Source organism: Agrobacterium sp. SORGH_AS 787, assembly GCF_030819035.1.
Classification (GTDB): Bacteria; Pseudomonadota; Alphaproteobacteria; order Rhizobiales; family Rhizobiaceae; genus Agrobacterium; species Agrobacterium larrymoorei_B.
Genome location: NZ_JAUTBG010000001.1, coordinates 732,460 through 757,688 on the forward strand (window position 1 = coordinate 732,460; position 25,229 = coordinate 757,688).

Here is a 25,229-nt window from a genome sequence, read left to right on the forward strand (position 1 = left end):
TCACGTATGACGAGAACCGTGGTTCTCCGATCGTCAGCCGCGCGGGGCACCGCAGGCTGAGCATAAGATTTGAGCACAAATAAATACCGCGTTTTCTTTAAGCGCCACCCGCTTGCCGTACCCATACGATCTTCGGATCGCAGCGCGCGGCGATCTTCGTGGGTGGCATGTATCTGGTCCTCAACAATGCCGAGTCCATCCGCAAAATGCAGCGTCACTTCGATGAACTGATCCGCTTCACCCGCATCCATGCCCATGAGAGCGCCGACTTCGTTAAGACTCTGATGGTTGAGTGAAACTGAATGGACGCTGCTCAAAAGCACGGTGTGGCGCCACGTTTCATACGATCAAGCCGGGCTCTCGCGGTCGACCGCCTGATCATACCGATACCACCAATCTTTGCTAGATTTGCCATCACGAAAAACAACCGATGACCAACCAGCAGAGCTTTGGGGTTTAATCAGCTGTACATTGCCTGCAGCGACATGGTTTGGTCTGCGCCGCACACACGGTTTCGTCCACCCGCCCCTATCGTGCATTGCTAAATTTTTTGGAAACTCTGATCCGGCCCCCGTTTCCGTGACGCAAAGCGTCCCTCGTGAACCGGGGATCTAATAATCGCACGTAGGCGCTCTTCTCGGAACTAGGGTCACCAGATGCTTGAGGCGCTGAGCCGAGCAGCCTATACCCGCTCCAGCGCGACCGCGATGCCCTGTCCCACGCCGATGCACATAGTGGAAAGCGAGTAACGCGCACCGGACAAGGAAAGCTCAAGTGCTGCCGTGCCGGTGATGCGGGCGCCGGACATGCCGAGTGGATGGCCGAGCGCGATGGCTCCACCATTGATATTGACGCGCGGGTCGTCATCGGCAATGCCGAGATCCCGCAGCGTCGCCAGGCCTTGGGAGGCGAACGCTTCGTTGAGTTCGATGACGTCGATCTGCTCCTGAGCGAGGCCGAGGCGGGCAAGCAGCTTCTTGGTTGCCGGTGCGGGACCGATGCCCATGATGCGCGGGGGAACGCCTGCCGTCGCGCCGCCCAGAATGCGGGCGATGGGGGTCAGGCCGTGCTTCCTGGCAGCAGCTTCGGAAGCGATGATGAGCGCTGCCGCGCCGTCATTGACGCCGGATGCATTACCGGCTGTCACCGTGCCACCTTCGATTTTATTGACCGGCTTCAACTTGGCAAGCGCCTCCATGGAGGTCGCACGCGGATGCTCGTCGCGATCAACGATTAGCGGTTCACCCTTTTTCTGCGGCACGCTCACCGGCGTGATTTCTTTCGCAAGGCGCCCATTGGCCTGGGCTTCAGCGGCCTTCGCTTGGCTTCCCAAGGCAAAGGCGTCCTGATCCTCACGGGCGATATTGAAGTCAATCGCGACATTATCGCCAGTTTCAGGCATCGAGTCGACGCCATATTGCTTCTTCATCATCGGGTTGATGAAGCGCCAGCCGATGGTGGTGTCATAGATTTCCACGTTGCGCGAAAAGGCAGACTCCGCCTTTGGCAGAACGAAGGGCGCGCGGCTCATCGATTCCACGCCGCCCGCAATCATCAATTCAGCTTCGCCCGACTTGATCGCCCGAGCGGCAGTGATGACAGCATCCATGCCGGAACCGCACAGGCGGTTGATCGTGGTGCCTGTAACCGAAACCGGCAAACCTGCCAGCAGCAACGACATGCGCGCCACGTTGCGATTATCCTCCCCCGCCTGGTTGGCGCAGCCATAGACGACGTCATCGACGGCTTCGAAATCGACGGTCGGATAACGTGCCATCAGCGCCTTGAGCGGCACTGCGCCGAGATCGTCAGCACGAATAGATGACAAGGATCCGCCGAAACGGCCGATGGGCGTGCGAATATAAGCGCAGATAAAGGCTTCGGTCATTACTTTACTCCTTACAGCGCCGGAACCACGAGGTCGTTGACATGGCCATCGATATGGAGCTTCGCGCCCGTCATGGCTTGAAGCTCATCCATAGTCATGGCTGCAAGCTTTTCCCGTACGACGAATTTGCCATTCACAATGTCGATCACCGCGTGGCTGGTATAGACGCGCGTGATGCAGCCGACGCCAGTGAGGGGAAAGGTGCAACGCTCGACCAGTTTCGGCTTGCCATCCTTGGTGACATGCTCGGTGATGACCACCACCTGTTTTGCGCCGTGCACAAGGTCCATCGCGCCACCCACCGCGGGCACGCCCTTGGAGCCGACACGCCAATTGGCAAGATCACCATTCTCAGCAACCTGATAGGCCCCAAGGATCGCCACATCCAGATGCCCGCCCCGCACCATGGCGAAGCTGTCGGCGTGGTGGAAGAAGGCCGCACCGGGCTTCAGCGTGATGGCCTTTTTCCCGGCATTGATGAGATCCCAATCCTCTTCACCAGGGGGCGGCGCTTCACCGAAATTCAGGACGCCGTTCTCCGTATGGAAGATCGCCTCGCGGCCCTTGGGCTGGAACTTTGCGACCATTTCCGGGAAACCGATGCCGAGGTTTACATAGGCGCCGTCGGCAATATCCTGAGCGGCCCGCCAGGCAATCTGCGCGTTGGAAAGCTTGATGTCGTCGCAAGTATCGATCATGGGTGCGTCACTCATGCGTATGCCACTCCTGCTCGGATCAGCGCTTCTTCCTGTTGCGGATCAGCCACTTCCACGACCCCATCGACAAAAATGCCTGGCGTGATCACCTGCTCCGGATCGATCTCTCCTGGCGTCACGATTTTAGACACCTGCGCGACGGTCCTTTTGGCCGCCATGCACATCAGCGGATTGAAATTGCGCCCGGCCAGACGGTAGGTGAGATTGCCGTGGGTGTCGCCGAGATGCCCCTTGACCAGCGCTATATCGGCCTTCAACCAGCGCTCCTGCACATATTTGCGACCGTCGAATTCGGCGATCACCTTGCCCTGCGCAAGTTCGGTACCGAAACCGGTCGGCGTGTAGAAGGCGGGAATGCCGGCACCGCCGGCGCGAATGCGCTCGGCAAGCGTGCCCTGCGGCACCAGTTCCAATTCGATTTCGCCTGCGAGGTAGCGATTTGTGAAGGCCCGCGGATCGGATGAACGCGGAAAGGAGCAGATCATCTTCTTGACCATGCCAGCATCGATCATCGCCGCGATGCCGATACGGCCATTGCCGGCATTGTTGTTGATAACCGTGAGCCCTGAGGGGTTACCCGTTTCCTTGAAGCGGTCGATAAGAGCGTGAATGAGCTCGATGGGCGCGCCCGAGCCACCAAAGCCGCCGATCATTATCGTTGCGCCATCTTCGATATCAGCCACAGCATCCGCCAGGCTGTCTATCCTCTTGTCCATACCGTTTTCCTCCAGCGACCTGTCGTGTGGCCCGCTCAGGGTTCAGGTAAATCCCAACTCGGATCGACATCAAGCCCATTTGTGCGATATAGTATGTTTGTTCGATTATCGCACAATATTGAAAGAGGCGGCACATGGCTGTGAGTGGACGCGACATGATGGGTGGCCTCGCCAAAGGGCTGAGCATTATCGAAGCCTTCAGCGCCGAACGGCCGAAACTGTCGATTTCCGAGGCGGCAGAGATTGCCCAACTGGATCGTGCGACCGCAAGACGCTGTCTTTTGACGCTGGCCGAGCTCGGCTACGCCGCCTATGATGGAAAATTCTTCACGGTCACACCAAAGGTACTTCGACTTGGAACGGGCTGTCTTGCTTCAATGCCACTGCCGCGCATCGTGCAGCCCTTTCTCGATCAACTGTCGGAAGACATCGGACAAAGCACATCCGTTTCAATCCTCGATGATACCGAAATCGTCTATGTCGCACGCGCCGCCCAGCGTCGCGTCATGTCGATTGCGCTGATGCCGGGGTCGCGGCTGCCCGCCTATTGCACTTCCATGGGGCGGGTCCTTCTAGCTTCCCTGTCCCAGGAAGACCGCCGCGCTTTTCTGGAGCGCTCCGACATCGTTGCGCGCACGCCGATGACGCTGACCGATATCGATGCTCTCATGGCTGAAATCGAAGCGACCGCCGCCCGTGGTCACGCGATGATCGATCAGGAAGTCGAGATCGGCCTGCGCTCGCTGGCCGTGCCGCTGAAGAATGCACGGGGCAAGACGATCGCCGCCCTCAATGTCGGTGTCGCCGCCTCCGCAGCTTCCATGCAGGATTTGGTCGAGCGCTATCTGCCTGCGCTGGGTGCAGTCCAGGCGGAGTTGAAAGGGCTTCTCGTCTAAGCGCGCCGTCACCCGTTATAAGGGCAAGCCGACGTAGTTTTCAGCAAAACTTGCCTGCGCACGTGATGAGCTTCGTAGGTAGCTGAGTTCTGCCACCTGCATTCGTCGCTCGAAAGCTCCCGTTTCCGGGAAGCGATGCGTGAGTGTGGTAAACCACCATGAAAAACGTTCGGCCTTCCAGACGCGCCCCAGCGCTCGCGCCGAATAGGTGTCGATCCCCGCGCCCGAGCGCTCGCCGTAGAATTCCGCCAGCGCTTGACCCAACATGGTCACGTCGGAGACTGCGAGATTGAGGCCCTTCGCTCCAGTTGGCGGCACGATATGGGCGGCATCTCCTGCAAGGAACAGTCGGCCATAGCGCATCGGCTCGGCAACGAAGCTGCGCAGCGGCGCAATACTTTTTTCGAAGGAAGGCCCGCGCTGGAGCCGTGCGCCGAGATTGGGTCCAAGCCGCACGGCCAGTTCATCCCAGATACGTTCGTCCGGCCAGTCTTCCAGCCGCTCGCCCATATCGCACTGGATATAATAGCGGCTGCGCGTCATGGAACGCATCGAGGCAAGCGCGAAGCCGCGCTCGTGACTGGCATAGACGAGTTCCTCGCTGACAGGCGGACGCTCGGTGAGAATGCCGAGCCAGCCGAACGAATAGACACGCTCGAAGATGCGCAAAACATGGCTGGGGATCGCCTGGCGGCTGACACCATGGAACCCGTCGCAGCCGACCACGAAATCGCAGTCGACCCGGACCTCCCCGGACGGCGTGCGGAAGGTAACGAAGGGTTTTTCCGTCTCTATATCGTGGAGACCGACGTCGCTCGCTTCGAAGAGGATCGTCAGACCCCGCGCCTCGGCGGCTTCGAAAAGGTCGCGCGTCACCTCCTGCTGGCCATAGACCGTAACGCAAGCACCACCCGAAGCCTGTTCTAGATCGATGCGAAAATCATCGCCATCGGCTGACAGATGCGTGCCAGAATGGCGCAGCCCTTCCTCGCGCAAGCGCCTGTCCAGCCCAAGGCGGGACAGGCAGTCCACTGTTCCCTGTTCCAGCACCCCTGCCCGCACCCGTCCCTCCACATAGGCGCGTGTCTGCCGCTCGATCACCACCGTCTCGATGCCGGAGGCATGGAGGAGATGAGCAAGGATAAGTCCGGCGGGACCGGCTCCGACGATAGCGACTTGCGTGCGCATGATTGTCTCCTAACTGGCTTAGCGTCGCTTGCGGCGCTGCTAGATGGGGGGTACGGGACGGTCAGGCGGAAAGACTCTCCCGGAGCTTGTTCTTGCGGATTTTGCCCGTGCTGGTACGGGGCAGTTCCGTGACAATCCGGAAATGTTTCGGCACCTTGAAGCGGGCAAGCCGCGCCTCACAATGGGCACGAAGTTCGCCCTCCGCGTCTTCGCATCCTGGTGACAGGATAACGAAGGCATGCCCCGCCTCGCCCCAGCGCGGGTCCGGCACACCAATAACCGCCACCTGGAGGACCGCTGGATGTTCGGCAAGGACGCTTTCGATTTCTACCGGATAGACGTTCTCACCGCCCGAAATGAACATGTCCTTTCGGCGATCGACAACGGTCACGAACCCATCGGCATCCCGAAGTCCAATGTCGCCGGTGCGCAGCCAGCCATCCGGCGTGAAGGCGGCATCGCGCTCTTCCGGTCGGTTCCAGTAACCGGGTGTGACATGCGGCCCTTTGACGATGATCTCGCCAGCGGTCCCGTCCTGCACCTCCCGGCCCTCGGCATCGACGATGCGAATGGCAGTGGCCGGTCCCGCCTGGCCAACCGCGCCCGCATGATTGGAGATCAGCGCTGGATCGAGCGGCATGCCAAGGATCGTTCCGGCCTCGGTCATTCCGTAGCCATCCACCATGGCAACGCCACGCTCCAGCCACCAACGGATATTGGCAGGCGGGTTTGGAGCGCCGCCGGTGAAAAGCGCAGCGAGCGACCAGTTTTCCGGCTGGAAACCATCGGCGTCCTTCAACGCCGTCGCCATCTGCGGGACGCAGAAGTAATGGGTGATGCCGAGCGCGCGGTCCGCAAGCCGGGAATTGGTAACGACCGGATCGAAGCCGGATGAGACCAGCACCGTACCGCCCTGAACCAATGGCGGCCAGACGGAGGTTACCAGGCCGATGACATGGAAGAAGGGCGATTCCGCGAGAAAGACAGATTGAGATGTTACCTGCCCTAGCACGCCGAAATTGACGCCGGTGAAGAACAGTGTCTGGGGGGTTAGAATGACGCCCTTCGGCACCCCGGACGTGCCGGAGGTGTAGAGAAGGACGCAAGGCCGGTTGGCATCATGCGGAGAGCCTCGTTCGCCTGCCGCCGCACTTTCGCAACGCGCGGTAAACGCTGCGATATCAAGCAGTCTTGCGCCATCCGGCACCGTGAAACCTGCCGACGATCCGTCGACCAGGATCAGCGCGGGGGTACAGTCGATGAGAATAGCATCGATCTCGGCAGCCGCGAGCCGCCAGTTCAGTGGCGTAAAGATAAGGCCGGATCGCAGACAGGCCTGCTGCGCAATCACAAGATCGGCGGAGTTGCGTGCAATCGACGCGAGCCTGTCACCCGGCGCAAGGCCGAGCGCGTCGATTGCCGCTCTTGCCTGCTCGATCGCCCGGTCGAGGCCCCGATAGGTCCAGTGCCTCCCGGACGCCAGATCGACAAGGGCGAGTTTTTCCGGGCGCGCCTGCGCATGCAGGCCCACCGGATCGGGGGCTAGCCAGTTATGCATGATGTTGGTCCTCCTCCCAGTAAAACCTCTATCAGCTGTGAATTTTACTCTTGTCGTAAGAGCCGAGACCGGGTTTGTAGGTCTTCTCGTCGATGAACTGGCGGATGCCCTCCTTGCGACCTTCACTGTCGTAGGAATTGGCGGCCTCCTGGGCGCGCACAAGATAATCCTCAGCCTCATCATAGGTCATGACGCCGACGCGGCGCACCGCATCCTTGGTAGCCTTGAGCGCTACGGGGTTCTTGGCCAGCAGCACCTTGGCAACCTCGGTCACCCGGTCCTTTAGCGAGGCAAGCGGCAGGCTTTCGTTGACGAGGCCCCAGGCCGCAGCCTTCTGGCCGTCGATCGGCTCACCAAGCATGGCGTGGTACATGGCCTGACGGAAGGGCATCAGCTCTACCGCGACCTTGGTTGCGCCACCCCCCGGCAGAATGCCCCAGTTGATCTCCGACAGGCCGAATTTCGCCTCGTCTGCCGCAAAAGCCAAATCGCAGGCGAAGAGCGGGCCATAACCACCGCCGAAGCACCAGCCATTGACCATGGCAATGGTCGGCTTCTGATACCAGCGCAGCCGACGCCACCAGCCATAACTCTCGCGCTGGCTCTGACGCACGCCGGCCAGACCCTTGGCCTCGGTTTCGCGGAAATATTCCTTGAGATCCATGCCGGCCGTCCAGGCCGTGCCTTCGCCGCTGAGGACAAGAACGCCAACATCCTCGCGGAATTCCAGCTCGTCCAGCACGTCCATCATCCGGCGGTTCAGCTCGGGGCTCATCGCATTGCGCTTTTCCGGGCGGTTGAAACGGACCCAGGCGATGCCTTCGGCAATATCGACGGCGACGACGTCCGCCTTGCTGCTAGTCTCGGTCATGAAATTGGTTTCCTTTTAAATGATTTGAAGGCGAGGACAGGCTCGACGTAGGATCAGATCGGGAAGCGTCCAGCTTCGGTCTCGACCGTGATCCAGCGAAGCTCGGTGAATTCCGCAATACCGGCCTTGCCGCCAAAGCGCCCGTAGCCCGAAGCCCCGACGCCGCCGAAAGGCATCTGCGCCTCGTCATGCACCGTCGGGCCGTTGATATGGCAGATGCCGGAGCGAATCTGCCGGGCGACCTTCAGGCCGCGCGCCGCATCTTTGGTGAAGACGGCAGCCGAGAGACCATATTCGCTGTCATTGGCAATGCGGATCGCATCAGCCTCATCCTTGGCCCGGATCACCGCAACAACGGGCCCGAAGCTCTCCTCGGAATAGAGGCGCATTCCGGCCGTCACGTCCGCAACGATATGCGCAGGGACGAGTACACCATCCGGTTCGCCCGCCGCGATCACCTTCGCGCCCTTGGCAATGGCGTCGTCGATCAGCCCCTTCAGCTTCTCGGCGGTTTTGACGTCCACCACTGCACCGAGCGGTGCAGCACCCTGGCGAGGATCGCCAGCGGTGAGCGTCCGGACCTTGGCGGCAAATTTTTCAAGGAAGGCATCCGCCACCGCGTCGACGACAATAATCCGTTCCGTCGACATGCAGATCTGGCCCTGGTTGAAGAAAGCGCCAAAGGCGGCGGCTTTCACGGTCTCGTCGAGATCCGCATCGTCCAGCACGACAAGCGGCGCCTTGCCACCGAGTTCCAGAACACAGGGTTTGAGATTTTGCGCCGCACGCATCGCGACAATGCGCCCGACCGCGGTGGAACCGGTAAAATTCACACGTCGGATAGCTGGATGATCGATCAGTGCCCCGACGACTTCTGCGGCATCCTGCGGTGCGTTGGTGACAAGCTGGACAAGCCCGTCCGGTAACCCGGCCTCCGCCAAGGCCTCGACGATCAGCCCATGGGTTTTCGGGCACAGTTCACTTGCCTTGAACACCACGGCATTGCCGCAGGCGAGCGGGGTTGCCAGCGCACGGACACCAAGGATCACCGGCGCATTCCACGGCGCAATACCAAGCACGACGCCCGCTGGCTCACGGATGGCCATGGCAAGGCATCCCGGCTTGTCGGATGGGATCACTTCGCCAGCGACTTGCGTGGTGAGTGCCGCTGCCTCGCGCAGCATAGACGCGGCAAGCATGACGTTGAAACGCGCCCAGGCTTCGGTCGCACCGATCTCGGCCATCATCGCCGCCACGAAGGCGTCACCCTTCGCGCTAACGGCATCGGCAGCTTTCAGGAGAGCGGCGCGGCGCGCATTCGGCCCCTGGGCGGCCCAGGCCGGCATGGCGCGGGCTGCCGCGTCGACCGCGGCTCGGGCTTCGTCCGGCGTCTGCGCCGGCGCTTCGCTCGCCACCTCACCGCTGATCGGATTTACGCGTCGAAATAGGTTTGATGCAGATGCCATGGTCTATCCTCCCGTGAGCGTTCGAGACTCCCGACCTCGAACATTGCTATGTTAAATAGCGATTGACTGCTATATCCCATAGCGATATGAAACTGACAAGAGGCAATTTTGACGATTTTCAAGAAGGGCGGCGCGTGAGGGCGAAGGTGCGGGACATTGCGGCGATGAGGACGCCGGTCATGGACGATCTCCTCGGTTACCATCTGCGTCGAGCCTCGATCCTCGATCTGGCGGGCTTTGCCGAGGCGCTAGGCGATGAGATTAAGCCTATCCCTTTCACGGTTCTCTGCCTGATCGACGAAACGCCAGGCATCACGGCTGCCGAGATCGGGCGCCAGGCGCGGCTGCAACGGGCCAATCTCGCACCCATCCTTGCGCATTTCGACACCAAGGGATGGATCGATCGCCTTGCCGACGACGAAGACCAGCGCATTCAGCATCTGCACTTGAGCGAAACCGGCGCGGAAGCCGTCGCCGAATGGCGTGCCCGTGTCATGGCGCAGGAGGAACGCACATTCAGTGCGCTGACGCCGAGAGAACGCGAGGTCCTGCGCCAATTGTTGTCGCGCATCTGGAAGGGCGCGTGACGCCAGCGAAATATGCGGATAGCGCGGTCAGGATGTCTGCCGTCACCCTCGGGCGGCGGATTTTGAGGAACGGGACGGGCTCGGGAGGACTGGAGGAGCCGTCGCTGAAGCGATGCCAAACGCAGGTTGAATGAAAGCATGATTGCCGCCGAGGCGGCCTTTGGGAGGAGAATATCATGACAAATGCCACGCATCTTCATGCGGGGACGGGAACGCGCGCGCTTGTGCTTGTGTTTCTCGCCGCGATCATCGAAGGTTTCGACCTTCAGGCGGCGGGTGTCGCCGTTCCGAAACTTGTTTCCGCCTTTGGACTTTCACCGTCACAGTTGGGCGTTTTCCTCTCATCCGCAACCTTCGGGCTGGTGCTTGGCGCACTTTGCGGGGGCGTGATCGCCGACCGGTTCGGACGGCGCAACGGCCTTGCCCTATCGTTGGTCGTCTTCGGCCTGTTTTCGATCGGCACAGCTTTTTCCGACACGTTCGAACATCTCGTGGCGATGCGTTTCCTGACCGGCGTCGGACTTGGCGGCGCGCTGCCAAACCTCATCGCCGTTGCCGCTGAATCCGTCTCGCCCGAGCGGCGCGGCAGGGCAGTTGCTATCATGTATGCCGGCGTGCCGCTCGGCGGAGCTCTCGCCAGCCTCATCGCCCTGCTTGGCCTGCATGACGACTGGGGTTCGATATTCCTGGTGGGTGGGATTTTGCCATTGCTGCTGGTTCTGCCGCTCCAGCTCATGATGGGACCGTTCCGCGTGACACGCGATGCTAGGGTACCTGCGCGTCGTCGCGACGTGCTGATGGCGCCAGGCGCACTGCCACAGACGCTGCTGCTCTGGGCCGCTTTCTTCTTCGGCCTCATCGTCGTCTATCTGCTACTCAACTGGCTTCCGCAAATTCTCGTTTCGCTCGGCTTTGCCCGTGAGACCGCGTCGATGGTACAGATCGTTTTCAACATCGGCGGTGCAGCCGGTGCGGTCCTTGGCGGCCGGTTGCTGGACGGCAGCAGACCCGCCTTTTCTTCAGCGCTCTGCTTTATCGGGCTGATGCTGGCGATCACGTCTCTCGCCATGTTGCCCGCGGGCAACGTAGCGGCGGCGCTGGCCGCAGGCACCTTTGTCGGCGCGACAGTCATCGGCGTACAGGCGCTGCTCTACGGTATCGCGCCGCAATGCTACCCGAGCGAAGTGCGCGGCACCGGCGTCGGCCTCGCCGTCTCGGTCGGCCGCCTCGGTTCGATCGTCGGCCCTCTCGTCGCTGGCTGGCTCCTGGCAAGCGGCATGGGGCCGCAGCAACTTCTCTACACCCTGCTGCCCATCGCGGCGATCTGCGGCACGACCACAGTGATCCTCATCCTGCACCGTAACGGGAAAACACGACAGGCAGTGTCGAGAAGCCTGGGCTAGGCTTGAACGGATCGCAAACCTTGCCGCGTAGAGGTTGGCGTGCTTAGGCAAACAAAAAAGTCTTGCCTTGATGAGGAGCGTGGTCTTGCGAGAGATTTGCTCCTCATTGGATTTGTCGCGCAGCTCCCTCGATAGCACTGCCACGTCCAAGCGCTGTTCCATGCGGCGATACCGTTCTCTGCTCCCTCCGGTGCCATACACCACCGTGTGGGCTACCGCTGACAAAGTGGTGCCTGTCTGCTTCCGACACAGAACGACTATAACTTCGGCAAGCCCTCCGGTCGCCGAAGCCGGCGCTGGGCGGCAATCCGGAAGGGTGCGTTCATGGCGCCATATCCGTTATAGGCACCCCTTCGCTCGATGATTTCGAAGAAGAACCCCTCGCCGAAAGTGCGGCTATAGATCTGGAAATACTCCCCGTGTTCGTCGCGGTCGTAAAGGATGCTGGCGGCACGGAGCGCATCGGAAAAATCTGGCTCAAGACCGAAGCGCGCCTCGAGATCGTCATAGTAGTTTCGCGAGATCGGAAGCGCCTGAAAGCCCGTGGACTTCAGGGCCTCGGCAGTCGCAAAGATGTCGTCACTGGCAAATGCAATATGTTGGATACTGGTGCCGAAGCCTTCGGCAAGGAACTTGCCCGCAAAGGTCTTACGGTTCTCCGCGCCGTTCATGGTCAGGCGGAAAAGCGGGCGCGGCTCGCTTTCGACCGCCTGGCTTCGCACCAATCCGCCCGGATCGACCACGTCGACCATCGGTGTACGGCGGGTCGAAAAGATCGACGTGTAGAATAAAAGCCACGTCAGCATCTCGTCGTAATGGGTTGTCTGGGCAAGATGATCGATACGGGTCAAATGCGCAGTGGGCAAGTCTGCTCCATCGACCAATGGCTCGAACTCGCTCTCCCAGATTCCGGCGAGCGGGGCATGATCATCGAGGAAGTAGATGACGCCGTTGCCGACGCCCTGAATGCCGGGCACCGCGACTTCGCCGGGCCTCCGAGGCTCGGAAAAGACAGGTGCGCCGAGCGCGCTTGCACGTGTCAGCGCCTGCTCGGCATTATCGACCTTGAGACCGAATGCATAGGCATTGGTGCCATGTACGGCGTAGGAAGCGCCCGCAAAGCTGTCGCCGCTGTCGTCTGTATTGATCAGGATACGGATTTCGCCCTGAGTATAGAGATCGACAGCGCGGTTGCGGTGCCGCGCGCTGCGTCGAAAGCCCAGAGTACCAAGCAGATCGATGAGGGTTTGTTGTTCCTCGGGCGCCGAGGTGAACTCGACGAACTCCACCCCTTTCGCCTCGACACGGTCCGGCATCGCGGGCATGGAAAGACGGATATCGGGTTCGTGGCGCCGGACGCGGTCCATCAGATTGACGAGCGAGCGATGCCCGTCCTCGGCCAAAGCCCTGGCTGATCCGCCACGGAATTGATCATTGAAGATTTCAAGGGAGAGCGGGCCGGTGTAACCCGTGGCCGCCACGGCGCGCATGAAATCGACCACCGGCAGATCGCCTTCACCCGGCATGTTGCGGAAATGGCGGCTCCAATAGAGGAGGTCCATGTCGAACAGCGGCGCATCCGCAAGCTGCACGATGAAGATCTTGTCGCCGGGAATGGAACGGATCGAATTTGGATCGATCTTGCGGGACAAGGTGTGAAAACTGTCCAGAATGATACCGACATTCGGATGGTCGGTCCGCCGCACGATTTCCCAGGCATCGCGGTGGTCGTTGATGTAGCGTCCCCAAGCCAGGGCCTCGTAGCCGACGCGCACGCCATGGCGGGCCGCCATTTCTCCCAGCGCATGAAAATCCTCTGCCGCCCGCTCGATACCGCCGAGCGAGATTGGCGATACGTTCGAGCAAATGAGCATGAGGTCGGTGCCGAGTTCCTGCATGATCTCGAACTTGCGCTCTGCTCGCTCGAAGGCGCGGCTGCGGTGAGGCTCCGGCATGCCCTCGAAATCCCGAAACGGCTGAAAAAGCGTGATATCCAGACCGTGATCGCGCACGATCTTCGCCACCTCGCGTGGCGATGCGTCGTAAGTCAGAAAGTCATTCTCGAATATCTCGACACCGTCAAAGCCTGCACGGGCAATCGCTGCCAGCTTTTCAGGAAACTCGCCGCTGATCGACACCGTCGCCATCGACGTCCGCATCATCACGCTTTGCTTGTCTGTCTGGTACTGGGCCATATTGCCTTACCTTTCGTGTTTATGTACGAGTTGGTTAATATGGAACGTGGAAAACGCGGATGCCAAGCATCCGGGGGAAACATGACGAGCACCGCGACGACCACTGAGGGCAAGAAGGCGCGTTCGGCCAAGCGCGATCCGGAAGGCGTGCGGCGCGACATTCTGGCGGTCGCGATGGAGGAATTTTCCCAAAACGGCCTTTCGGGCGCTCGGATAGACGAGATCGCCGCACGGACGAAGACGTCCAAACGCATGATCTATTATTATTTTGGCGACAAGGAGGGCCTGTACCAGCGCGTTCTGGAAGAGGCATACAGCAAGGTGCGCGGCGGCGAGAGCGATCTGGCGCTGGATCATCTGGGCCCAATGACGGCACTCGACGCACTCTGTCGCTACACTTTCGAGCATCACCGCCGAAACCCTGCCTTTATCCGCATGGTCATGATCGAAAACATCCATCATGGCCGGCATGTGCAGATGTCGAAGACGATCCGTAGCCTCAACCGTCCGGCCATTGCCGCACTGGAGGCGGTGCTGAAGCGGGGTCAGGAGAGCGGTGTTTTCCGTGAAGGGATCGAGGCACTGGAACTCCACTGGCAGATCAGCGCTCTTTCCTTCTTCAACGTCTCCAACGCTCCGACTTTCTCCTCTATCTTCGGCGAAGACCTTTTCACGCCGCATGCGCAGCAAACGCTGTCGCGCCATGTGGCGGAGATGGTTTTGCGCTATGTGGTTCGGCCCGAACATATCGACGCTATCGGGTCTGAAGAGCGATGAGACGGCGAAGCGCCACGCTGTAGCCTTCGATACCGAGACCCGCGATGACGCCGTCGGCTCGTGTCGACACATAGGAATGGTGGCGAAAGACTTCCCGCTTGTGAATGTTGGAAATATGGACCTCGATCACGGGCGCCTCATAGGCGTTCAGCGCATCGAGGATGGCAATCGACGTGTGACTGAAAGCGCCGGGGTTGATAACCATGCCAGCGGCATTGCCGCGCGCCTCGTGAATCCAGTCGATTAGCTCGTATTCCCGATTGCTCTGCGCGAAGAAGAGTTCATGACCCGAAGCTGCCACTATGTCGCGACACGCCCCTTCGACATCGGAAAGCGTCTCACGGCCGTAGATTTCCGGCTGGCGCTGCCCGAGCAGGTTGAGGTTCGGTCCGTTAAGAACGAAAAACAGACTCATGCGACTGCCTCCGCTTGAAACATCTCGGCAAAATGCGCGCTCATCCGTTCCGCATCCGGCTCACGCCCGCAGAACAGTCGGAATGCACCGACAGCCTGGAAAATCGCCATACCGCCGCCTGGCAACGTGCGACAGCCCTTCGTAGCAGCCGTCTCAATCAGCGTGGTGATGAGCGGCATATAGACGATATCCGCAACCCAGTGGCGCGGCGCAATCAAATCGGGATCGACGGGGATGCCGGGATGAGCCGGCATGCCGACGGGGGTCGCGTGGATAAGACCATCGGCATCACGCAGCACGGCTGCCGGCGTCTTGGCTGGCGCAGCTCGGCCCTCGCCAAAGCGCGTGCTGAGTTGCTGCGCAAGCCTTTCAGCACGCGCGTCGTCCTGGTCGAAGATATCGAGCCTGCCGATACCGAGTTTCAAGGCGGCATGGGCGACGGCGACGCCGGCACCGCCAGCGCCGATGAGCAGCGCCCTCTCACGCGGGGCATCGGCCAGACCTCGTAGAAAGCTTTCATAAAAACCGTACCAGTCGGTGTTATGACCGATGCGCTTGCCATCTTTGAAGACCACCGTGTTGACGGCGCCCAGCATGCGGGCGTCCTCGGAAAGCTCGTTAAGATGGGCGATGACCGCCTGTTTGAACGGGTGCGTGATGTTGGTCCCGGCAAAGCCACGGGCTTCCAGCTCCGTTAGCAGCTCAGGCAGTGCCGTCTCCGGCACGTTTCGGACATTGATGTCCACGAGTTCGTAGACATAATCGAGACCGTGCGCGCGACCCTCGCGCATGTGAAGTGCCGGCGATTTTGAGAGCTGGATGTCGGCACCGATGAGGCCGACTTGATAGGCGGTTCGTTCTGTCATGGATCTGGACCGTTCGTGCGGCGTAAAAGGCGCGGCGGGCCACCCCGCCGCTTGCTTCAGTGGTGCGCCAGAATTTCGCCGAGGAAGGTGCGCGTACGCTGGTGTTTGGGATCGCGGAAGAACTCCTCCGGCGGCCCTTCCTCGATGATCTCGCCGGATGCCATGAAGACCACGCGATCGGCCACCTGGCGGGCAAAACCCATTTCGTGAGTCACGCAGATCATGGTCATTCCGTCGCGCGCGAGACCAATCATGGTGTCGAGCACTTCCTTGACCATTTCAGGATCGAGCGCCGAGGTTGGCTCGTCGAAGAGCATGGCCTTCGGTTCCATGCATAGTGCGCGGGCGATCGCCGCACGCTGCTGCTGGCCGCCGGAAAGCTGGGCGGGATACTTGTCGGCCTGATCGAGGATGCGCACGCGAGCGAGATATTTGCGTGCGGTTTCCTCGGCGGTCGCCTTGTCGAGACCCTTTACCCGCATCGGCGCAAGCGTGCAGTTTTCCATGATGGTCTTGTGCGGGAAGAGGTTGAAGCTTTGAAACACCATGCCCACCTCCCGACGCACGGCATCGATGGCGCGGGCGGAATCGGTCAGCGTGGTGCCTTCGACAGTGATCCTTCCTTCCTGGATTTCCTCCAGATGGTTGATGCAGCGGATCAGCGTTGATTTGCCAGAGCCGGACGGTCCGCAAAGAACGATTTTTTCGCCTTTGCGGACTGTGATGTTGACGTTTTTGAGCGCGTGATAGGCTCCATACCACTTTCCCACCCCTTCTAGGGCGATCAGCGGAGCCTCCGTGGCGTGGGATTGGGGCATGTAAGCTCCTGCTTACTTAACGGTGAACGGAATGTCGGGCAGGCTTTCCGGGAAATTCGGAATCGGTCGCTTCATCCACTTGTCGTAGATCTTCGCGAGCTGGCCATCGGACTTGATCTGGTCGAGGAACTTATTGATGGTTTCGTTCCAGTCCTTTTCACCCGGGCGGGTACCGGCGCCATTATACATGGTGGTCAATTCGAACTTGGATTCGAACTTGCCATCGGCTGCCTTGTTCAGGCGATCACCGTAGAACATGTTTCCGCCAACGGCGTCGACCTGGCCGGAAATGATAGCTTGGATGTTGGACGCATCGTCGTCGAAACGAAGGATGTTGGCTTTCGTACCGGCTCCAGCAGTGATTGCGGTATCCATAGCGCTCGACTTCGGAACGCCGACGCTGACGCCGGTCAGATCGTCAAAGCCGGCAATCTTCTTGTCCTTAGCGGCATAGACGGAAAACACATTGCCGACATAGGGCTTCGAATATTGGATGCTCTTGGCGCGTTCAGCCGTCATTGCCATTGTGGCGAAGAGCACATCGACCTTGCCCGTCAGTAGCGCTGGAATACGGTTGGCGACCGCAAGCGGGACGAACTCGGCCTTCACGCCGAGATACTCGGCAAATGCCTTGCCGATATCCGCGTCGAAGCCGTCCTGCACGCCGCTCGAATTGACAAAGCCCCAAGGCGCGTTGTCGCCTTGAATCCCGATAACGACCTTGCCCTTGGCCTTGGCTTCTTCGACGGTGCCGGCAAAGGCGTCGACCGGCGCCATGAAAGGCAGAGTTGCGACGGCGGCCATAAGCGCAAGCACGCTGCGGCGACCGAAAGTCATGCTGGATTTCATCATATTCTCCTCCTTGTAAACTGATGGATGCATGGTCACGAAAGTAGATCTCCTCCCCCATCGCTCTGAAAATCGAAGCCGATTTCCAAAAGGCACGACGGGTCTTTCCACGACGCTCTATCGAGCGGCGGTCTGAAGGCGTTTCTCGACGCCAGCTCCCCAAAGAGAGAGCGGCCAGCAGATCAGGAAATAGATGAGGCCAACGATGGCGAAAACGGTAAGCGGACGGAACGTCTGGTTGGAGACGATCTGGCCAGCGCGCGACAATTCGACAAAGCCGACAATGGCAGCAAGCGACGTGCCTTTGATGAGCTGCACCAGGAAACCGATGGTGGCCGGCAACGAAATGCGCAGCGCCTGCGGCAGGACCACATCCTTCATGATCGACCTGTAGTGCAGGCCAAGCGCACGAGCCGCTTCCGTCTGCCCCTTCGGAACAGCTTGGATGCCGCCCCGCCAGATTTCACCGAGAAAGGCGCTCGCATGCAGTGTGAAAGCGATGGCGACAGCGATCCACGCATCGATGTTGAAGCCGAGCAAAGCCACGCCGTAATAGACCACGAAGAGCTGCATGAGGAGCGGTGTGCCCTGAAAGACGGCGATATAGCTAGCAGTTGCGCGACGGATGGACGGGGCTTCGGCAGTACGGGCCAATGCCACGAGAAGGCCGAAGACACCACCACCTGCAAAGCCGATCAAGGTCAATGCGATGGTCCACTTCAGGCCTTGCATGAGGAAGAACAGTTCGTTGGGGCCTATGCTTGCCATGATCGTCTCCTCACTTGACCGGGTAGCTGAAAGAGATGCGCGAGATGAGACCGAAGACGCCCATCATCAGCGAGGAAATCACGAGGTAGAGCAGCGTGATAGAAAAATAGACTTCGAAGGAGCGGAAGGTATCCGCCTCGATCTTCTGCGCCACCGAGGTGAGTTCGTAAGCGGCGATCGACGTGCAAACGGAGGTCGTGAGCGTCAACATGATGAACTGGCTGGTGAGCGATGGGTAGACTGCCCGTAGCGCAGGCTTGAGAATGATGTGGCGGAATATCTGCGCGCGACCGAGTCCAAGCGCAAGCCCTGCCTCCACCTGCCCCTTGGGAACCGCGTCTACACCGCCACGAATGATTTCGATCGCATAGGCGCCACCGTTAAGCGCCAGCGCGACGATGGCGGTCACTGTCGGGTTGAGGCGCAAACCGAGCTGCGGCAGGGCGAAGAAGATAAAAAATATCTGAACCAGGAAGGGCGTATTGCGGATCAGTTCGACGAAGCCAATGACAAGGCCGCGCAACAGCTTAAAGCGCGACCGTCGCGCCACAACGCCCAAAATCCCGATGACGGTCGCCAGCGACATGCCGGCAATCGCCAGGCCAATGGTGGCAAGACACGCAACGAGCAGCTCGGGAAGGCGATCAATGACCGCCGAGAAATCGAGACTGTATGACATGGTTCCTCCGCGACGTTCAAGTCAGGTGTCAGCCTGTCCCTCAGTCGTCTTCCGCTCTCTGCCCGCAGACTTCGAACGCTCCCTTGTTCCTGCCGGATTGTCTATCGAAAGAGCTCTCCCAAGCCCATACAAACCCGACCGATGAATGTTTGTACCAGTTAGTTCATTTTTTTGTCAACGTTTAAGCAGAGGGAGAACACAGCTTTTTTGACGGATTCTTCGAGTGATTTCTCTTCTTTTTATTCAATCATTTCAATTCATAAGCCGAACGTGGCCATTCCACGCGGCCGCGGCGTTTCCATACGTCTCACGAGTGGCTCATCCTCATCTGAGATGATCCTCCTGCCCGATCCGTGTGATGTCACTTACAAGCCGGCGAGCCGTCCGCAATGCGGTGGCGGTTGCCAGAACCATGGGCGGGAGCGCCATCCACTCCAGCATCCACGCGGCACCCGAACGCTCCTGCTCGTGCACAAGCGAATGATGAAGCGCCGAAACCTGCGTCGCGTTGAAGCGCGCGAGGGTGACCAGAAGTTCAGCTGCAACCGGGTTCTGCTTATGCGGCATGGCGGAAGAACCACCACCACCTGCAAGGCTTATCTCGTCACCTGCTTGGGCGAGCAACGAAATGTCCTGACCAATCTTTCCAAGACTACCGGTAACAAGCGACAGGAGGCCAGCGACCTCGCAAATAGTGTCACGCTGGCTGTGCCATTGCGCACGATCATGAAGGCCGAGACGGTCAGCGAGGACCGCGCGCAAAGCCGGACCGCCATGACCGAAGCGTTCGAGCGTTCCCGCAGCACCACCGAACTGAAGTGAAAATCCATCCATGGCAAAATGCATAAGCCGGGATCGCGCCCGCTCCAGGGGTGATCGCCAGGCGTCAATCCGGTCGGCGGCCTTGATCCCGATTGCGGCCTGCATTCGCGTATGAGCCATCAGTGGCTTGTCGCCGTCACGCTCCAGAAGGGCTTCGAGATCGCCGATCACCGCCTCCAATCGACCCTGAATGATGTGGTTCGCGGCTTTCAGTCTCAACATCAGGCTGGTATCGATCACATCCTGGCTCGTTGCACCGAAATGTACCTTCTCCGCGGCAGCCCCACCAACCGCCGCGCGCATCTGGCGAATGAGCGCCGGAACAACCACGCCATCACGCGCCATGCCGTCCGCAAGCCCCTCCATATCCGGCGTAAAGTCCGCCAGCGAGACGTTGATTGCATCGGCAATATCGGGGGCAAGCACGCCGCATTCCGCTTCGGCCAGCGCCAGAACCCTTTCAAAGCGGATCATCGCGGCAATATCGGCCTCTGCGGAAAATAGCGCCGCGATCTCGGCATCGCCGAAGAGACCGGACAGGAAAGGATGATCGAAGGGCGAGAGGCTCATGGCAGTCAGATATCGAAGAAAACGGTTTCGCCATCGCCCTGCAGGCGAATGTCGAAGCGATAGGCGTTGTCACCATCCGGCTTTGCGATCAGTGTTGGAACGCGGTCCTTGTGCTCGATACGAGCAAGCACCGGATCGGCTGCGTTTGCGGCACCCTCCTCGGGGAAATACATTCTCGTATGCAGGCCGATATTGATGCCACGCGCGACGATCCAAAAGGTGATGTGCGGCGCCATGAAGCGCCCGTCCTTAAATGGAACGCGGCCCGGCTTAATCGTTTCGAACAGGAATTCCCCAGTCTCCATATCACCTGGCGAGCGGCCCCAACCGGTAAAATGGGGGTCGGCAGCGCCAGCCGTTTCGCTCGGACTGTTGTAAAGCCCTTGAGCGTCTGCCTGCCAGATTTCCACCAGCGCATCCTTCAGCGCATAACCGCCGCCGTCGAAGACGGTGCCGCGAATGGTGATACGGGTGCCGGTCGCCTGGTCGTCATAGAGCTTTCCTGCACCGAGATCGCGCTCGAAGACGCCGTTGATGCCGACGAAATTCGGCGTGCAGCCGATATGGACATAGGGACCAGCCGTCTGGGAGGCGCTTTCCTTGAGATAGTCGAGCGGCTGTACCATGTCAGTTCCCCTCCGGGCGGTTCTCGAAGAAGGTGGAGCGGCGGCCACGCAACACGATGTCGAACTTGTAGGCGCGCATATCCATCGGGATCGTAGCGTTCATGTCGAGCGGCGCGATCAGTCGGCGGATGGCCTCCTCATCCGGAATCGTCTTGACGATCGGACACCGCCAGATGAGCGGATCGCCCTCGAAATACATCTGGGTGATCAGCCGCTGCTGGAAACCATGACCGAAGACCGAGAAATGAATGTGGGCCGGGCGCCAGTCATTCACGCCGTTCGGCCACGGATAGGGACCTGGCTGAATGGTCTTGAACCAGTAATAGCCATTCTCGTCGGTGATGGTGCGGCCGACACCGCCAAAATTCGGATCGACGGCGGCGAGATAGCTCTCCTTCTTGTGCCGATAGCGCCCGCCGGCATTGGCTTGCCAGAACTCCAAAAGCGCGCCAGCAACTCCCGCACCGCGCTGATCAAGCACGCGGCCATGCACGAGGATACGCGGTCCGACAGGCATTTCGCCGGGTTTGGCATAGTTGAGGATCAGATCGTTATCGAGCGGGTTCAACAAACCATGGCCAAAGACCGGACCGGTGATTTCGCTTTTGGTACCCTCAAGCGAAATCAGCGCACGCTGCGGAGAGCGCAAAACGGAGGTCTTGTACCAGGGTGTATAGGCTTGCGGCTGCATCTCCCGATCACGGGCAAAGAAGGGGCCGGTTTCCGGTGGATGATTGCTCACGTCGTCTGCTCCTTTTGCGGGGAAGATGCGTTCCGGTCGGCCAACGCCTGCTTGGCGATCTTGAAGCCATGATTGGCGGCGGGCACTCCTGCATAGATCGCGACATGCATCAGCGCCTCACGAATATCGTCTTCAGTCGCGCCGGTGTTGGCGGTCGCTCGCACATGCATGGCCATCTCCTCGGATTGCCCAAGTGCGGCGAGAAGCGCGATGGTCACGTTCGAACGCTCTCTCTTTGTCCATCGATCGCTGGACCACACAGTGCCCCAGGCACTTTCGGTGATCAGTGTCTGGAACGGTTGGTCGAAGGGTGTCGCCTGCGCGCTCGCCCGGTCGACATGGGCATCACCCAATACGACGCGACGGGTGGCCATGCCCTGGCTGTAACGGTCCAGGCGCATCGCTACGGCATTGGCCTGGGGAATATCCCTCAGGAAGTCCGCGACCGCAGCTGCGTAGGCAGCCGGTTGCTCAAGGCAGGGAATATGCCCGCAATGAGAAATCTCAACATACCGACTGCCGGGAACGAGTTGGGCGAGCGCTCGCACCAGGTCTGGCGACGTCGAGCCATCCTGATCGCCTCCAACGCAAAGCGTCGGTGCGGCAATGCGCGTCACAGCCTCCGTATAATCGGCATCGCGTATCGCGGCACAGGTGCCGCAATAGCCCTCTGCCTCCTGACGGGCGAGCATGGCGCGAGCACCGGCGTAAAGCGAATTGTCGCTCCGTCGGAAAGTAGGGGTAAACCAGCGCTCCATCACGGGATCGACAAGGCTCGCCAGCCCCTGCGCTTTTATGGCATCGATACGCGCGTTCCACATCTCGGTCGTGCCGATCTTGTGGGCGGTGTTTGATAGGATCAGAGCGCTGACACGTTCGGGATGCGTTGTCGCAAGCGACTGTGCGACAAGCCCGCCGACCGAAAGTCCCCAGACGATGACCCTATCAATCTTCAAGTGATCGAGAAGCGCGATGAGATCATGCGCATGAGCCTCGATCGTGTAGGGCGCGACGCCAACGCCAGAGAGCCCATGGCCACGCTTGTCATGCAGCACATAGGCATAGCTATCGCCCAACTCGCGCATGACGTCATCCCATATCCGAAAATCGGTGCCGAGCGAATTGACGAAGGCAATGACCGGTTTTCCCGGCGCAAGACCCACGGTCCGGTAATGAATCGCGACGCCGTCAACGTGAAGAAAATTCATCTCTCACTCCTCTTAGCTCGGAGATTGCAAGATGGCGTCAGTTAAGTAAAATGAGATTTTCAACACCTCTCATAACTTGGTGGTTATGGCTTCTCTCCTCGATCCACGTATCAAGCTCCGGCATCTGCAAGCCTTTGTCGAGGTGGCGCGGCAAAAGAGCGTCATGCGGGCAGCAGACTCACTTCATATCAGCCAGCCGGCCGTCACCAAAACGGTGAGAGAATTGGAGGATGTGCTGGGTATCGCGCTCTTCGAACGCGAAGGCCGCGGAATTCGCCCTACGCGGCTTGGCGACATCTTCCTGCGACATGCGAGTGCCACGATGACCGCCCTTCGCCAAGCGGTCGACGCTGTCTCGCGGGAAGCGGCGCAGACCGATCCGCCAGTGCGCATCGGCGCACTGCCGACGGTATCGGCGCGCATCATGCCGGACGCCATGACGCGCTTTCTCGGTGACGTAACGCAGGCGCCCGTCAAGATTGTCACTGGAGAAAACGCAATCCTGCTGGAGCAATTGCGGCAGGGCGATCTCGATCTCGTCGTTGGCCGGCTTGCCGCTCCCGAAAAAATGACGGGGCTCAGCTTCGAACACCTCTATTCGGAAAGGGTAGTTTTCGTTGTTCGCCCTGACCATGGATTGCTGTCTAACAAGGCTGATCTCTTCACCGAGCTCTCAAACTACCCAATGTTGATGCCGACCCGCAATTCGGTGATCCGGCCGATCGTCGACCAATTTTTGATCTCGCAAGGCGTGGTTATGCCGCGGACGCAGATCGAAACGGTCTCAGATTCCTTCGGACGCGCCTATGTCCGCATGAGCGATGCCGTCTGGATCATTTCAGAGGGTGTGGTCGTCGGCGATGTCGAGGCGGGGGCGCTTGCGGTTCTACCCTTCGACACCTCCGACACAAGCGGCCCCGTGGGGCTGACAATGCGGACGGATACAGCAGCGTCCACCTCGCTCGCCCTGATGATCGACGCTATCCGCAAGGCTTCCGCTATCGCGAGGACGCCATGATCTGAAGCGCCGCCACCTGCGTGAGACCAACCCGCCTGAAGCGGGTAGTCATTGGACGAGCATCTGCGAGCGCGTTGCATCCGCTCAGATCGACAGAGGACAAACGCAAAAAGCTCCTCGAGGCTTACGCCGAGGAGCTTTTTGCAAATGCCTCCCGTAGGGCCTATCATACGAATATTGCTTTCGAATTTCTGGTTTCCGAGGCGTGAAACCACGGAAATTCGAAGCGAAACGCTAGCCGGAAAGCCCCCTAAAAGAGGCGGCATTCTTACGGCCCTGCTCCGGTCGTCCCTCGTTGGAGCAGAACTCGAAATCTCACGTTCACGCGAAGAAGGTCGAGAGATCGAGCTTTAATGGATTATCTGCTCGACGCGACCATTCTCAGCAACATTATAAAGCCCCAAACCACCACCGTCACTATCAAGTCGAAGTTACTGCTCCCGACATCCTACGACCATACGACGCTCCTGCTGCCCGGCGGTTTTCTCCGAAGAACTTGATAACCACATTGGCATCCCTCCGGTTCTGCTGCACGGCAACGTGAACGCCACTTGCCCGACAGCGACCAAATTGTGCAGAGAGAAGGCACCCTGTGACGGATTGCAGATGCTGGAATTGATCCATGCCCGGTCTTAAATTTTTGGCGGTTTGGCTTCTCCCAAACGCTTAGCGCGGTCCTGATATTCCACGCTTTTTCAATTCGTCGGTCCTCGTTTACTGTGTCCCATCTGCTTTCTTGTTCCATATTAACCGCTGGGTCAGTGCAGAGCGGCGGCGAGAATAGGCTGGTGCCACCATGGGGTAGGACGAGGGTAGCCCCCACTTTGAGCGATATTCATCAGGAGTAAGGCCGTACTTACGCCGCAGATGCCTTTTCAAGGATTTAAATTTGAGCCCGTCTTCCAGGCAGATAATCCATTCATCTGTAACCGATTGATGGCGCGGAACAGCTGGTGCGCGAGTGGAAGCGGTGACATCTGTGGGGCTGCCTGAAGCCGCCTTCCGAAGGCTGCTCGACACGACAGTTATCAGCCCGGGCAGCGCCGCGGCCGGTATGTGGTTCTTCTTCACCCAGGCGCTGACAATCTTCGCGGTCGCTTCAACGGAGGGAAGACTCGTCGTCACGCCTGACGGTTGAAGAGCGGTTTCAATCTGGTTTGTCAGGATTTTGGTCACGGCTGGCTTCTTCAACACTTGATCTTAACCTCTTCTGTTGTTTTGCAGGAATAATTGTCGGCAGGATTGATCAGGCAGGCCTTGGCAGACGCGTCTGCGTAAAGCGAGCACTTGTCATTTCCCGCACGTGTAAGACGCGCCGAGGCTACGGCTGCCGGAGAAGCGGTCTATGCTGTTATGAACGATCGGTGTCAGAAACAGTGACGCTCGTGCCGTCCACGATCTGATAATGGAGATTGGCGATGGCGTAGCTCAGTTGAGCTTGTGGCTTGACTGCCCAGTCATGCTGCAGCGAGGCGATATAGACCGTGCCACGTTTCGCGGCAGCCCTTCGCATCCGGTCCCAGAATGGAAAGCTGACAACGCAAAAGCTGTCGTGCAGCGATTGCAAGTGTCACGAGCAGTGCCAAC

Annotated in this window: 26 protein-coding genes and 1 pseudogene; 6 read left to right on the forward strand and 21 right to left on the reverse strand. The window is 59.7% G+C overall.

Annotated features, from left to right (window positions below):
• Nucleotides 1–158 precede the first annotated feature (158 nt).
• Nucleotides 159–296 carry a hypothetical protein gene (locus QE435_RS03175; RefSeq protein WP_349040224.1) on the forward strand — a complete coding sequence of 46 codons (138 nt, stop codon included), beginning with the start codon at nucleotides 159–161 and terminating at the stop codon, nucleotides 294–296.
• Between the two features lie 386 nt (nucleotides 297–682).
• Here the strand turns inward: QE435_RS03175 and pcaF are convergent, their stop codons facing one another.
• Genes pcaF through QE435_RS03190 form a run of 3 tightly spaced genes read right to left on the reverse strand, consistent with a single transcriptional unit; the run spans nucleotide 683 to nucleotide 3,320 of the window.
• Nucleotides 683–1,888 carry a 3-oxoadipyl-CoA thiolase gene (gene pcaF / locus QE435_RS03180; protein ID WP_349040225.1) on the reverse strand — a complete coding sequence of 402 codons (1,206 nt, stop codon included), beginning with the start codon at nucleotides 1,886–1,888 and terminating at the stop codon, nucleotides 683–685.
• 11 nt (nucleotides 1,889–1,899) lie between these two features.
• Entirely contained in the window at nucleotides 1,900–2,601 is a 702-nt protein-coding gene (locus QE435_RS03185; protein ID WP_349040226.1) for a 3-oxoacid CoA-transferase subunit B, read from the reverse strand.
• Nucleotides 2,598–3,320, reverse strand: coding sequence for a 3-oxoacid CoA-transferase subunit A (locus tag QE435_RS03190; RefSeq protein WP_349040227.1), 723 nt, complete (start codon nucleotides 3,318–3,320; stop codon nucleotides 2,598–2,600). The genes QE435_RS03185 and QE435_RS03190 overlap by 4 nt, the downstream gene beginning before the upstream one ends.
• Nucleotides 3,321–3,454: 134 nt before the next feature.
• Between QE435_RS03190 and QE435_RS03195 the strand changes: the two genes are divergently transcribed.
• On the forward strand, nucleotides 3,455–4,216 hold the full coding sequence (locus QE435_RS03195) for an IclR family transcriptional regulator (RefSeq protein ID WP_349040228.1): 762 nt from the start codon (nucleotides 3,455–3,457) through the stop codon (nucleotides 4,214–4,216).
• 15 nt (nucleotides 4,217–4,231) lie between these two features.
• Here the strand turns inward: QE435_RS03195 and pobA are convergent, their stop codons facing one another.
• The 4 genes from pobA to QE435_RS03215 form a co-directional block, all read right to left on the reverse strand.
• Nucleotides 4,232–5,404 (reverse strand): 4-hydroxybenzoate 3-monooxygenase, encoded by a 1,173-nt coding sequence (gene pobA / locus QE435_RS03200; RefSeq protein WP_349040229.1) that lies wholly within the window; start codon nucleotides 5,402–5,404, stop codon nucleotides 4,232–4,234.
• A 61-nt stretch (nucleotides 5,405–5,465) separates the two neighbouring features.
• The gene (locus QE435_RS03205) at nucleotides 5,466–6,962 is read right to left on the reverse strand and encodes an AMP-binding protein (RefSeq protein ID WP_309769456.1); all 1,497 of its coding nucleotides are present in this window, start codon (nucleotides 6,960–6,962) and stop codon (nucleotides 5,466–5,468) included.
• 31 nt (nucleotides 6,963–6,993) lie between these two features.
• Nucleotides 6,994–7,833: a p-hydroxycinnamoyl CoA hydratase/lyase gene (locus tag QE435_RS03210; protein WP_349040230.1), complete on the reverse strand. Its 840-nt coding sequence runs from the start codon at nucleotides 7,831–7,833 to the stop codon at nucleotides 6,994–6,996.
• Nucleotides 7,834–7,886: 53 nt separating this feature from the next.
• Nucleotides 7,887–9,299, reverse strand: a complete 1,413-nt coding sequence (locus QE435_RS03215; protein ID WP_349040231.1) for an aldehyde dehydrogenase — start codon at nucleotides 9,297–9,299, stop codon at nucleotides 7,887–7,889.
• Between the two features lie 179 nt (nucleotides 9,300–9,478).
• Here QE435_RS03215 and QE435_RS03220 point away from each other — a divergent pair, with 179 nt between their 5' ends.
• Nucleotides 9,479–9,886, forward strand: a complete 408-nt coding sequence (locus tag QE435_RS03220) for a MarR family transcriptional regulator (RefSeq protein WP_306929474.1) — start codon at nucleotides 9,479–9,481, stop codon at nucleotides 9,884–9,886.
• A gap of 176 nt (nucleotides 9,887–10,062) precedes the next feature.
• Entirely contained in the window at nucleotides 10,063–11,289 is a 1,227-nt protein-coding gene (gene mhpT, locus QE435_RS03225) for a 3-(3-hydroxy-phenyl)propionate transporter MhpT (RefSeq protein ID WP_349040232.1), read from the forward strand.
• A gap of 257 nt (nucleotides 11,290–11,546) precedes the next feature.
• Here mhpT and QE435_RS03230 read toward each other — a convergent pair whose 3' ends face one another.
• Nucleotides 11,547–13,448 (reverse strand): bifunctional sugar phosphate isomerase/epimerase/4-hydroxyphenylpyruvate dioxygenase family protein, encoded by a 1,902-nt coding sequence (locus QE435_RS03230; protein ID WP_349041119.1) that lies wholly within the window; start codon nucleotides 13,446–13,448, stop codon nucleotides 11,547–11,549.
• 117 nt (nucleotides 13,449–13,565) lie between these two features.
• Here QE435_RS03230 and QE435_RS03235 point away from each other — a divergent pair, with 117 nt between their 5' ends.
• The gene (locus QE435_RS03235; protein WP_306929470.1) at nucleotides 13,566–14,261 is read left to right on the forward strand and encodes a TetR family transcriptional regulator; all 696 of its coding nucleotides are present in this window, start codon (nucleotides 13,566–13,568) and stop codon (nucleotides 14,259–14,261) included.
• Here QE435_RS03235 and aroQ read toward each other — a convergent pair.
• The 11 genes and pseudogenes from aroQ to pcaD all read right to left on the reverse strand — a co-directional run.
• Nucleotides 14,239–14,676: a type II 3-dehydroquinate dehydratase gene (gene aroQ, locus QE435_RS03240; RefSeq protein ID WP_349040233.1), complete on the reverse strand. Its 438-nt coding sequence runs from the start codon at nucleotides 14,674–14,676 to the stop codon at nucleotides 14,239–14,241. The genes QE435_RS03235 and aroQ overlap by 23 nt on opposite strands.
• Nucleotides 14,673–15,542, reverse strand: a complete 870-nt coding sequence (locus QE435_RS03245; protein ID WP_349040234.1) for a shikimate dehydrogenase — start codon at nucleotides 15,540–15,542, stop codon at nucleotides 14,673–14,675. Before QE435_RS03245 ends, aroQ begins: the two co-directional genes overlap by 4 nt.
• Before the next feature lie 56 nt (nucleotides 15,543–15,598).
• On the reverse strand, nucleotides 15,599–16,360 hold the full coding sequence (locus QE435_RS03250; protein WP_306929464.1) for an amino acid ABC transporter ATP-binding protein: 762 nt from the start codon (nucleotides 16,358–16,360) through the stop codon (nucleotides 15,599–15,601).
• Between the two features lie 12 nt (nucleotides 16,361–16,372).
• Entirely contained in the window at nucleotides 16,373–17,212 is an 840-nt protein-coding gene (locus QE435_RS03255) for a transporter substrate-binding domain-containing protein (protein WP_309769464.1), read from the reverse strand.
• 114 nt (nucleotides 17,213–17,326) lie between these two features.
• Entirely contained in the window at nucleotides 17,327–17,977 is a 651-nt protein-coding gene (locus tag QE435_RS03260; RefSeq protein WP_349040235.1) for an amino acid ABC transporter permease, read from the reverse strand.
• A gap of 10 nt (nucleotides 17,978–17,987) precedes the next feature.
• Entirely contained in the window at nucleotides 17,988–18,656 is a 669-nt protein-coding gene (locus QE435_RS03265; protein ID WP_306929459.1) for an amino acid ABC transporter permease, read from the reverse strand.
• Between the two features lie 324 nt (nucleotides 18,657–18,980).
• Entirely contained in the window at nucleotides 18,981–20,048 is a 1,068-nt protein-coding gene (locus QE435_RS03270; protein ID WP_349040236.1) for a 3-carboxy-cis,cis-muconate cycloisomerase, read from the reverse strand.
• A gap of 5 nt (nucleotides 20,049–20,053) precedes the next feature.
• On the reverse strand, nucleotides 20,054–20,674 hold the full coding sequence (pcaG, locus tag QE435_RS03275) for a protocatechuate 3,4-dioxygenase subunit alpha (protein ID WP_349040237.1): 621 nt from the start codon (nucleotides 20,672–20,674) through the stop codon (nucleotides 20,054–20,056).
• Between the two features lies 1 nt (nucleotide 20,675).
• Entirely contained in the window at nucleotides 20,676–21,416 is a 741-nt protein-coding gene (pcaH, locus tag QE435_RS03280; protein WP_306929453.1) for a protocatechuate 3,4-dioxygenase subunit beta, read from the reverse strand.
• Nucleotides 21,413–21,817 carry a 4-carboxymuconolactone decarboxylase gene (gene pcaC, locus QE435_RS03285; RefSeq protein WP_349041120.1) on the reverse strand — a complete coding sequence of 135 codons (405 nt, stop codon included), beginning with the start codon at nucleotides 21,815–21,817 and terminating at the stop codon, nucleotides 21,413–21,415. Before pcaC ends, pcaH begins: the two co-directional genes overlap by 4 nt.
• Nucleotides 21,818–21,832: 15 nt before the next feature.
• Nucleotides 21,833–22,624, reverse strand: a pseudogene (pcaD, locus tag QE435_RS03290) (3-oxoadipate enol-lactonase); the annotation flags it as partial.
• An 85-nt stretch (nucleotides 22,625–22,709) separates the two neighbouring features.
• On the opposite strand from pcaD, the gene pcaQ reads away from it, so the two are divergent.
• The gene (gene pcaQ / locus QE435_RS03295; RefSeq protein WP_349040238.1) at nucleotides 22,710–23,642 is read left to right on the forward strand and encodes a pca operon transcription factor PcaQ; all 933 of its coding nucleotides are present in this window, start codon (nucleotides 22,710–22,712) and stop codon (nucleotides 23,640–23,642) included.
• A 714-nt stretch (nucleotides 23,643–24,356) separates the two neighbouring features.
• Here pcaQ and QE435_RS03300 read toward each other — a convergent pair.
• Together QE435_RS03300 and QE435_RS03305 are read right to left on the reverse strand one after the other, a co-directional pair.
• The gene (locus tag QE435_RS03300; RefSeq protein WP_349040239.1) at nucleotides 24,357–24,818 is read right to left on the reverse strand and encodes a MucR family transcriptional regulator; all 462 of its coding nucleotides are present in this window, start codon (nucleotides 24,816–24,818) and stop codon (nucleotides 24,357–24,359) included.
• A gap of 175 nt (nucleotides 24,819–24,993) precedes the next feature.
• Complete coding sequence (locus tag QE435_RS03305; RefSeq protein ID WP_349040240.1) at nucleotides 24,994–25,155, reverse strand: hypothetical protein; 162 nt, start codon at nucleotides 25,153–25,155, stop codon at nucleotides 24,994–24,996.
• Nucleotides 25,156–25,229: the final 74 nt, after the last annotated feature.

Coding starts and splice junctions, on each gene's coding strand:
- QE435_RS03265 (WP_306929459.1), bottom strand. CDS start 18,656: ATGTCATACAGTCTCGATTTCTCGGCGGTCATTGATCGCCTTCCCGAG.
- pcaC (WP_349041120.1), bottom strand. CDS start 21,817: ATGCGCCTGGACCGTTACAGCCAGGGCATGGCCACCCGTCGCGTCGTA.
- QE435_RS03190 (WP_349040227.1), bottom strand. CDS start 3,320: ATGGACAAGAGGATAGACAGCCTGGCGGATGCTGTGGCTGATATCGAA.
- QE435_RS03230 (WP_349041119.1), bottom strand. CDS start 13,448: ATGCGGACGTCGATGGCGACGGTGTCGATCAGCGGCGAGTTTCCTGAA.
- pobA (WP_349040229.1), bottom strand. CDS start 5,404: ATGCGCACGCAAGTCGCTATCGTCGGAGCCGGTCCCGCCGGACTTATC.
- QE435_RS03250 (WP_306929464.1), bottom strand. CDS start 16,360: ATGCCCCAATCCCACGCCACGGAGGCTCCGCTGATCGCCCTAGAAGGG.
- QE435_RS03185 (WP_349040226.1), bottom strand. CDS start 2,601: ATGAGTGACGCACCCATGATCGATACTTGCGACGACATCAAGCTTTCC.
- pcaG (WP_349040237.1), bottom strand. CDS start 20,674: ATGGTACAGCCGCTCGACTATCTCAAGGAAAGCGCCTCCCAGACGGCT.
- QE435_RS03215 (WP_349040231.1), bottom strand. CDS start 9,299: ATGGCATCTGCATCAAACCTATTTCGACGCGTAAATCCGATCAGCGGT.
- QE435_RS03245 (WP_349040234.1), bottom strand. CDS start 15,542: ATGACAGAACGAACCGCCTATCAAGTCGGCCTCATCGGTGCCGACATC.
- QE435_RS03255 (WP_309769464.1), bottom strand. CDS start 17,212: ATGATGAAATCCAGCATGACTTTCGGTCGCCGCAGCGTGCTTGCGCTT.
- QE435_RS03270 (WP_349040236.1), bottom strand. CDS start 20,048: ATGAGCCTCTCGCCCTTCGATCATCCTTTCCTGTCCGGTCTCTTCGGC.
- QE435_RS03205 (WP_309769456.1), bottom strand. CDS start 6,962: ATGCATAACTGGCTAGCCCCCGATCCGGTGGGCCTGCATGCGCAGGCG.
- pcaQ (WP_349040238.1), top strand. CDS start 22,710: ATGGCTTCTCTCCTCGATCCACGTATCAAGCTCCGGCATCTGCAAGCC.
- QE435_RS03210 (WP_349040230.1), bottom strand. CDS start 7,833: ATGACCGAGACTAGCAGCAAGGCGGACGTCGTCGCCGTCGATATTGCC.
- QE435_RS03195 (WP_349040228.1), top strand. CDS start 3,455: ATGGCTGTGAGTGGACGCGACATGATGGGTGGCCTCGCCAAAGGGCTG.
- aroQ (WP_349040233.1), bottom strand. CDS start 14,676: ATGAGTCTGTTTTTCGTTCTTAACGGACCGAACCTCAACCTGCTCGGG.
- QE435_RS03235 (WP_306929470.1), top strand. CDS start 13,566: ATGACGAGCACCGCGACGACCACTGAGGGCAAGAAGGCGCGTTCGGCC.
- QE435_RS03260 (WP_349040235.1), bottom strand. CDS start 17,977: ATGGCAAGCATAGGCCCCAACGAACTGTTCTTCCTCATGCAAGGCCTG.
- QE435_RS03305 (WP_349040240.1), bottom strand. CDS start 25,155: ATGCGAAGGGCTGCCGCGAAACGTGGCACGGTCTATATCGCCTCGCTG.
- pcaF (WP_349040225.1), bottom strand. CDS start 1,888: ATGACCGAAGCCTTTATCTGCGCTTATATTCGCACGCCCATCGGCCGT.
- mhpT (WP_349040232.1), top strand. CDS start 10,063: ATGACAAATGCCACGCATCTTCATGCGGGGACGGGAACGCGCGCGCTT.
- QE435_RS03220 (WP_306929474.1), top strand. CDS start 9,479: ATGGACGATCTCCTCGGTTACCATCTGCGTCGAGCCTCGATCCTCGAT.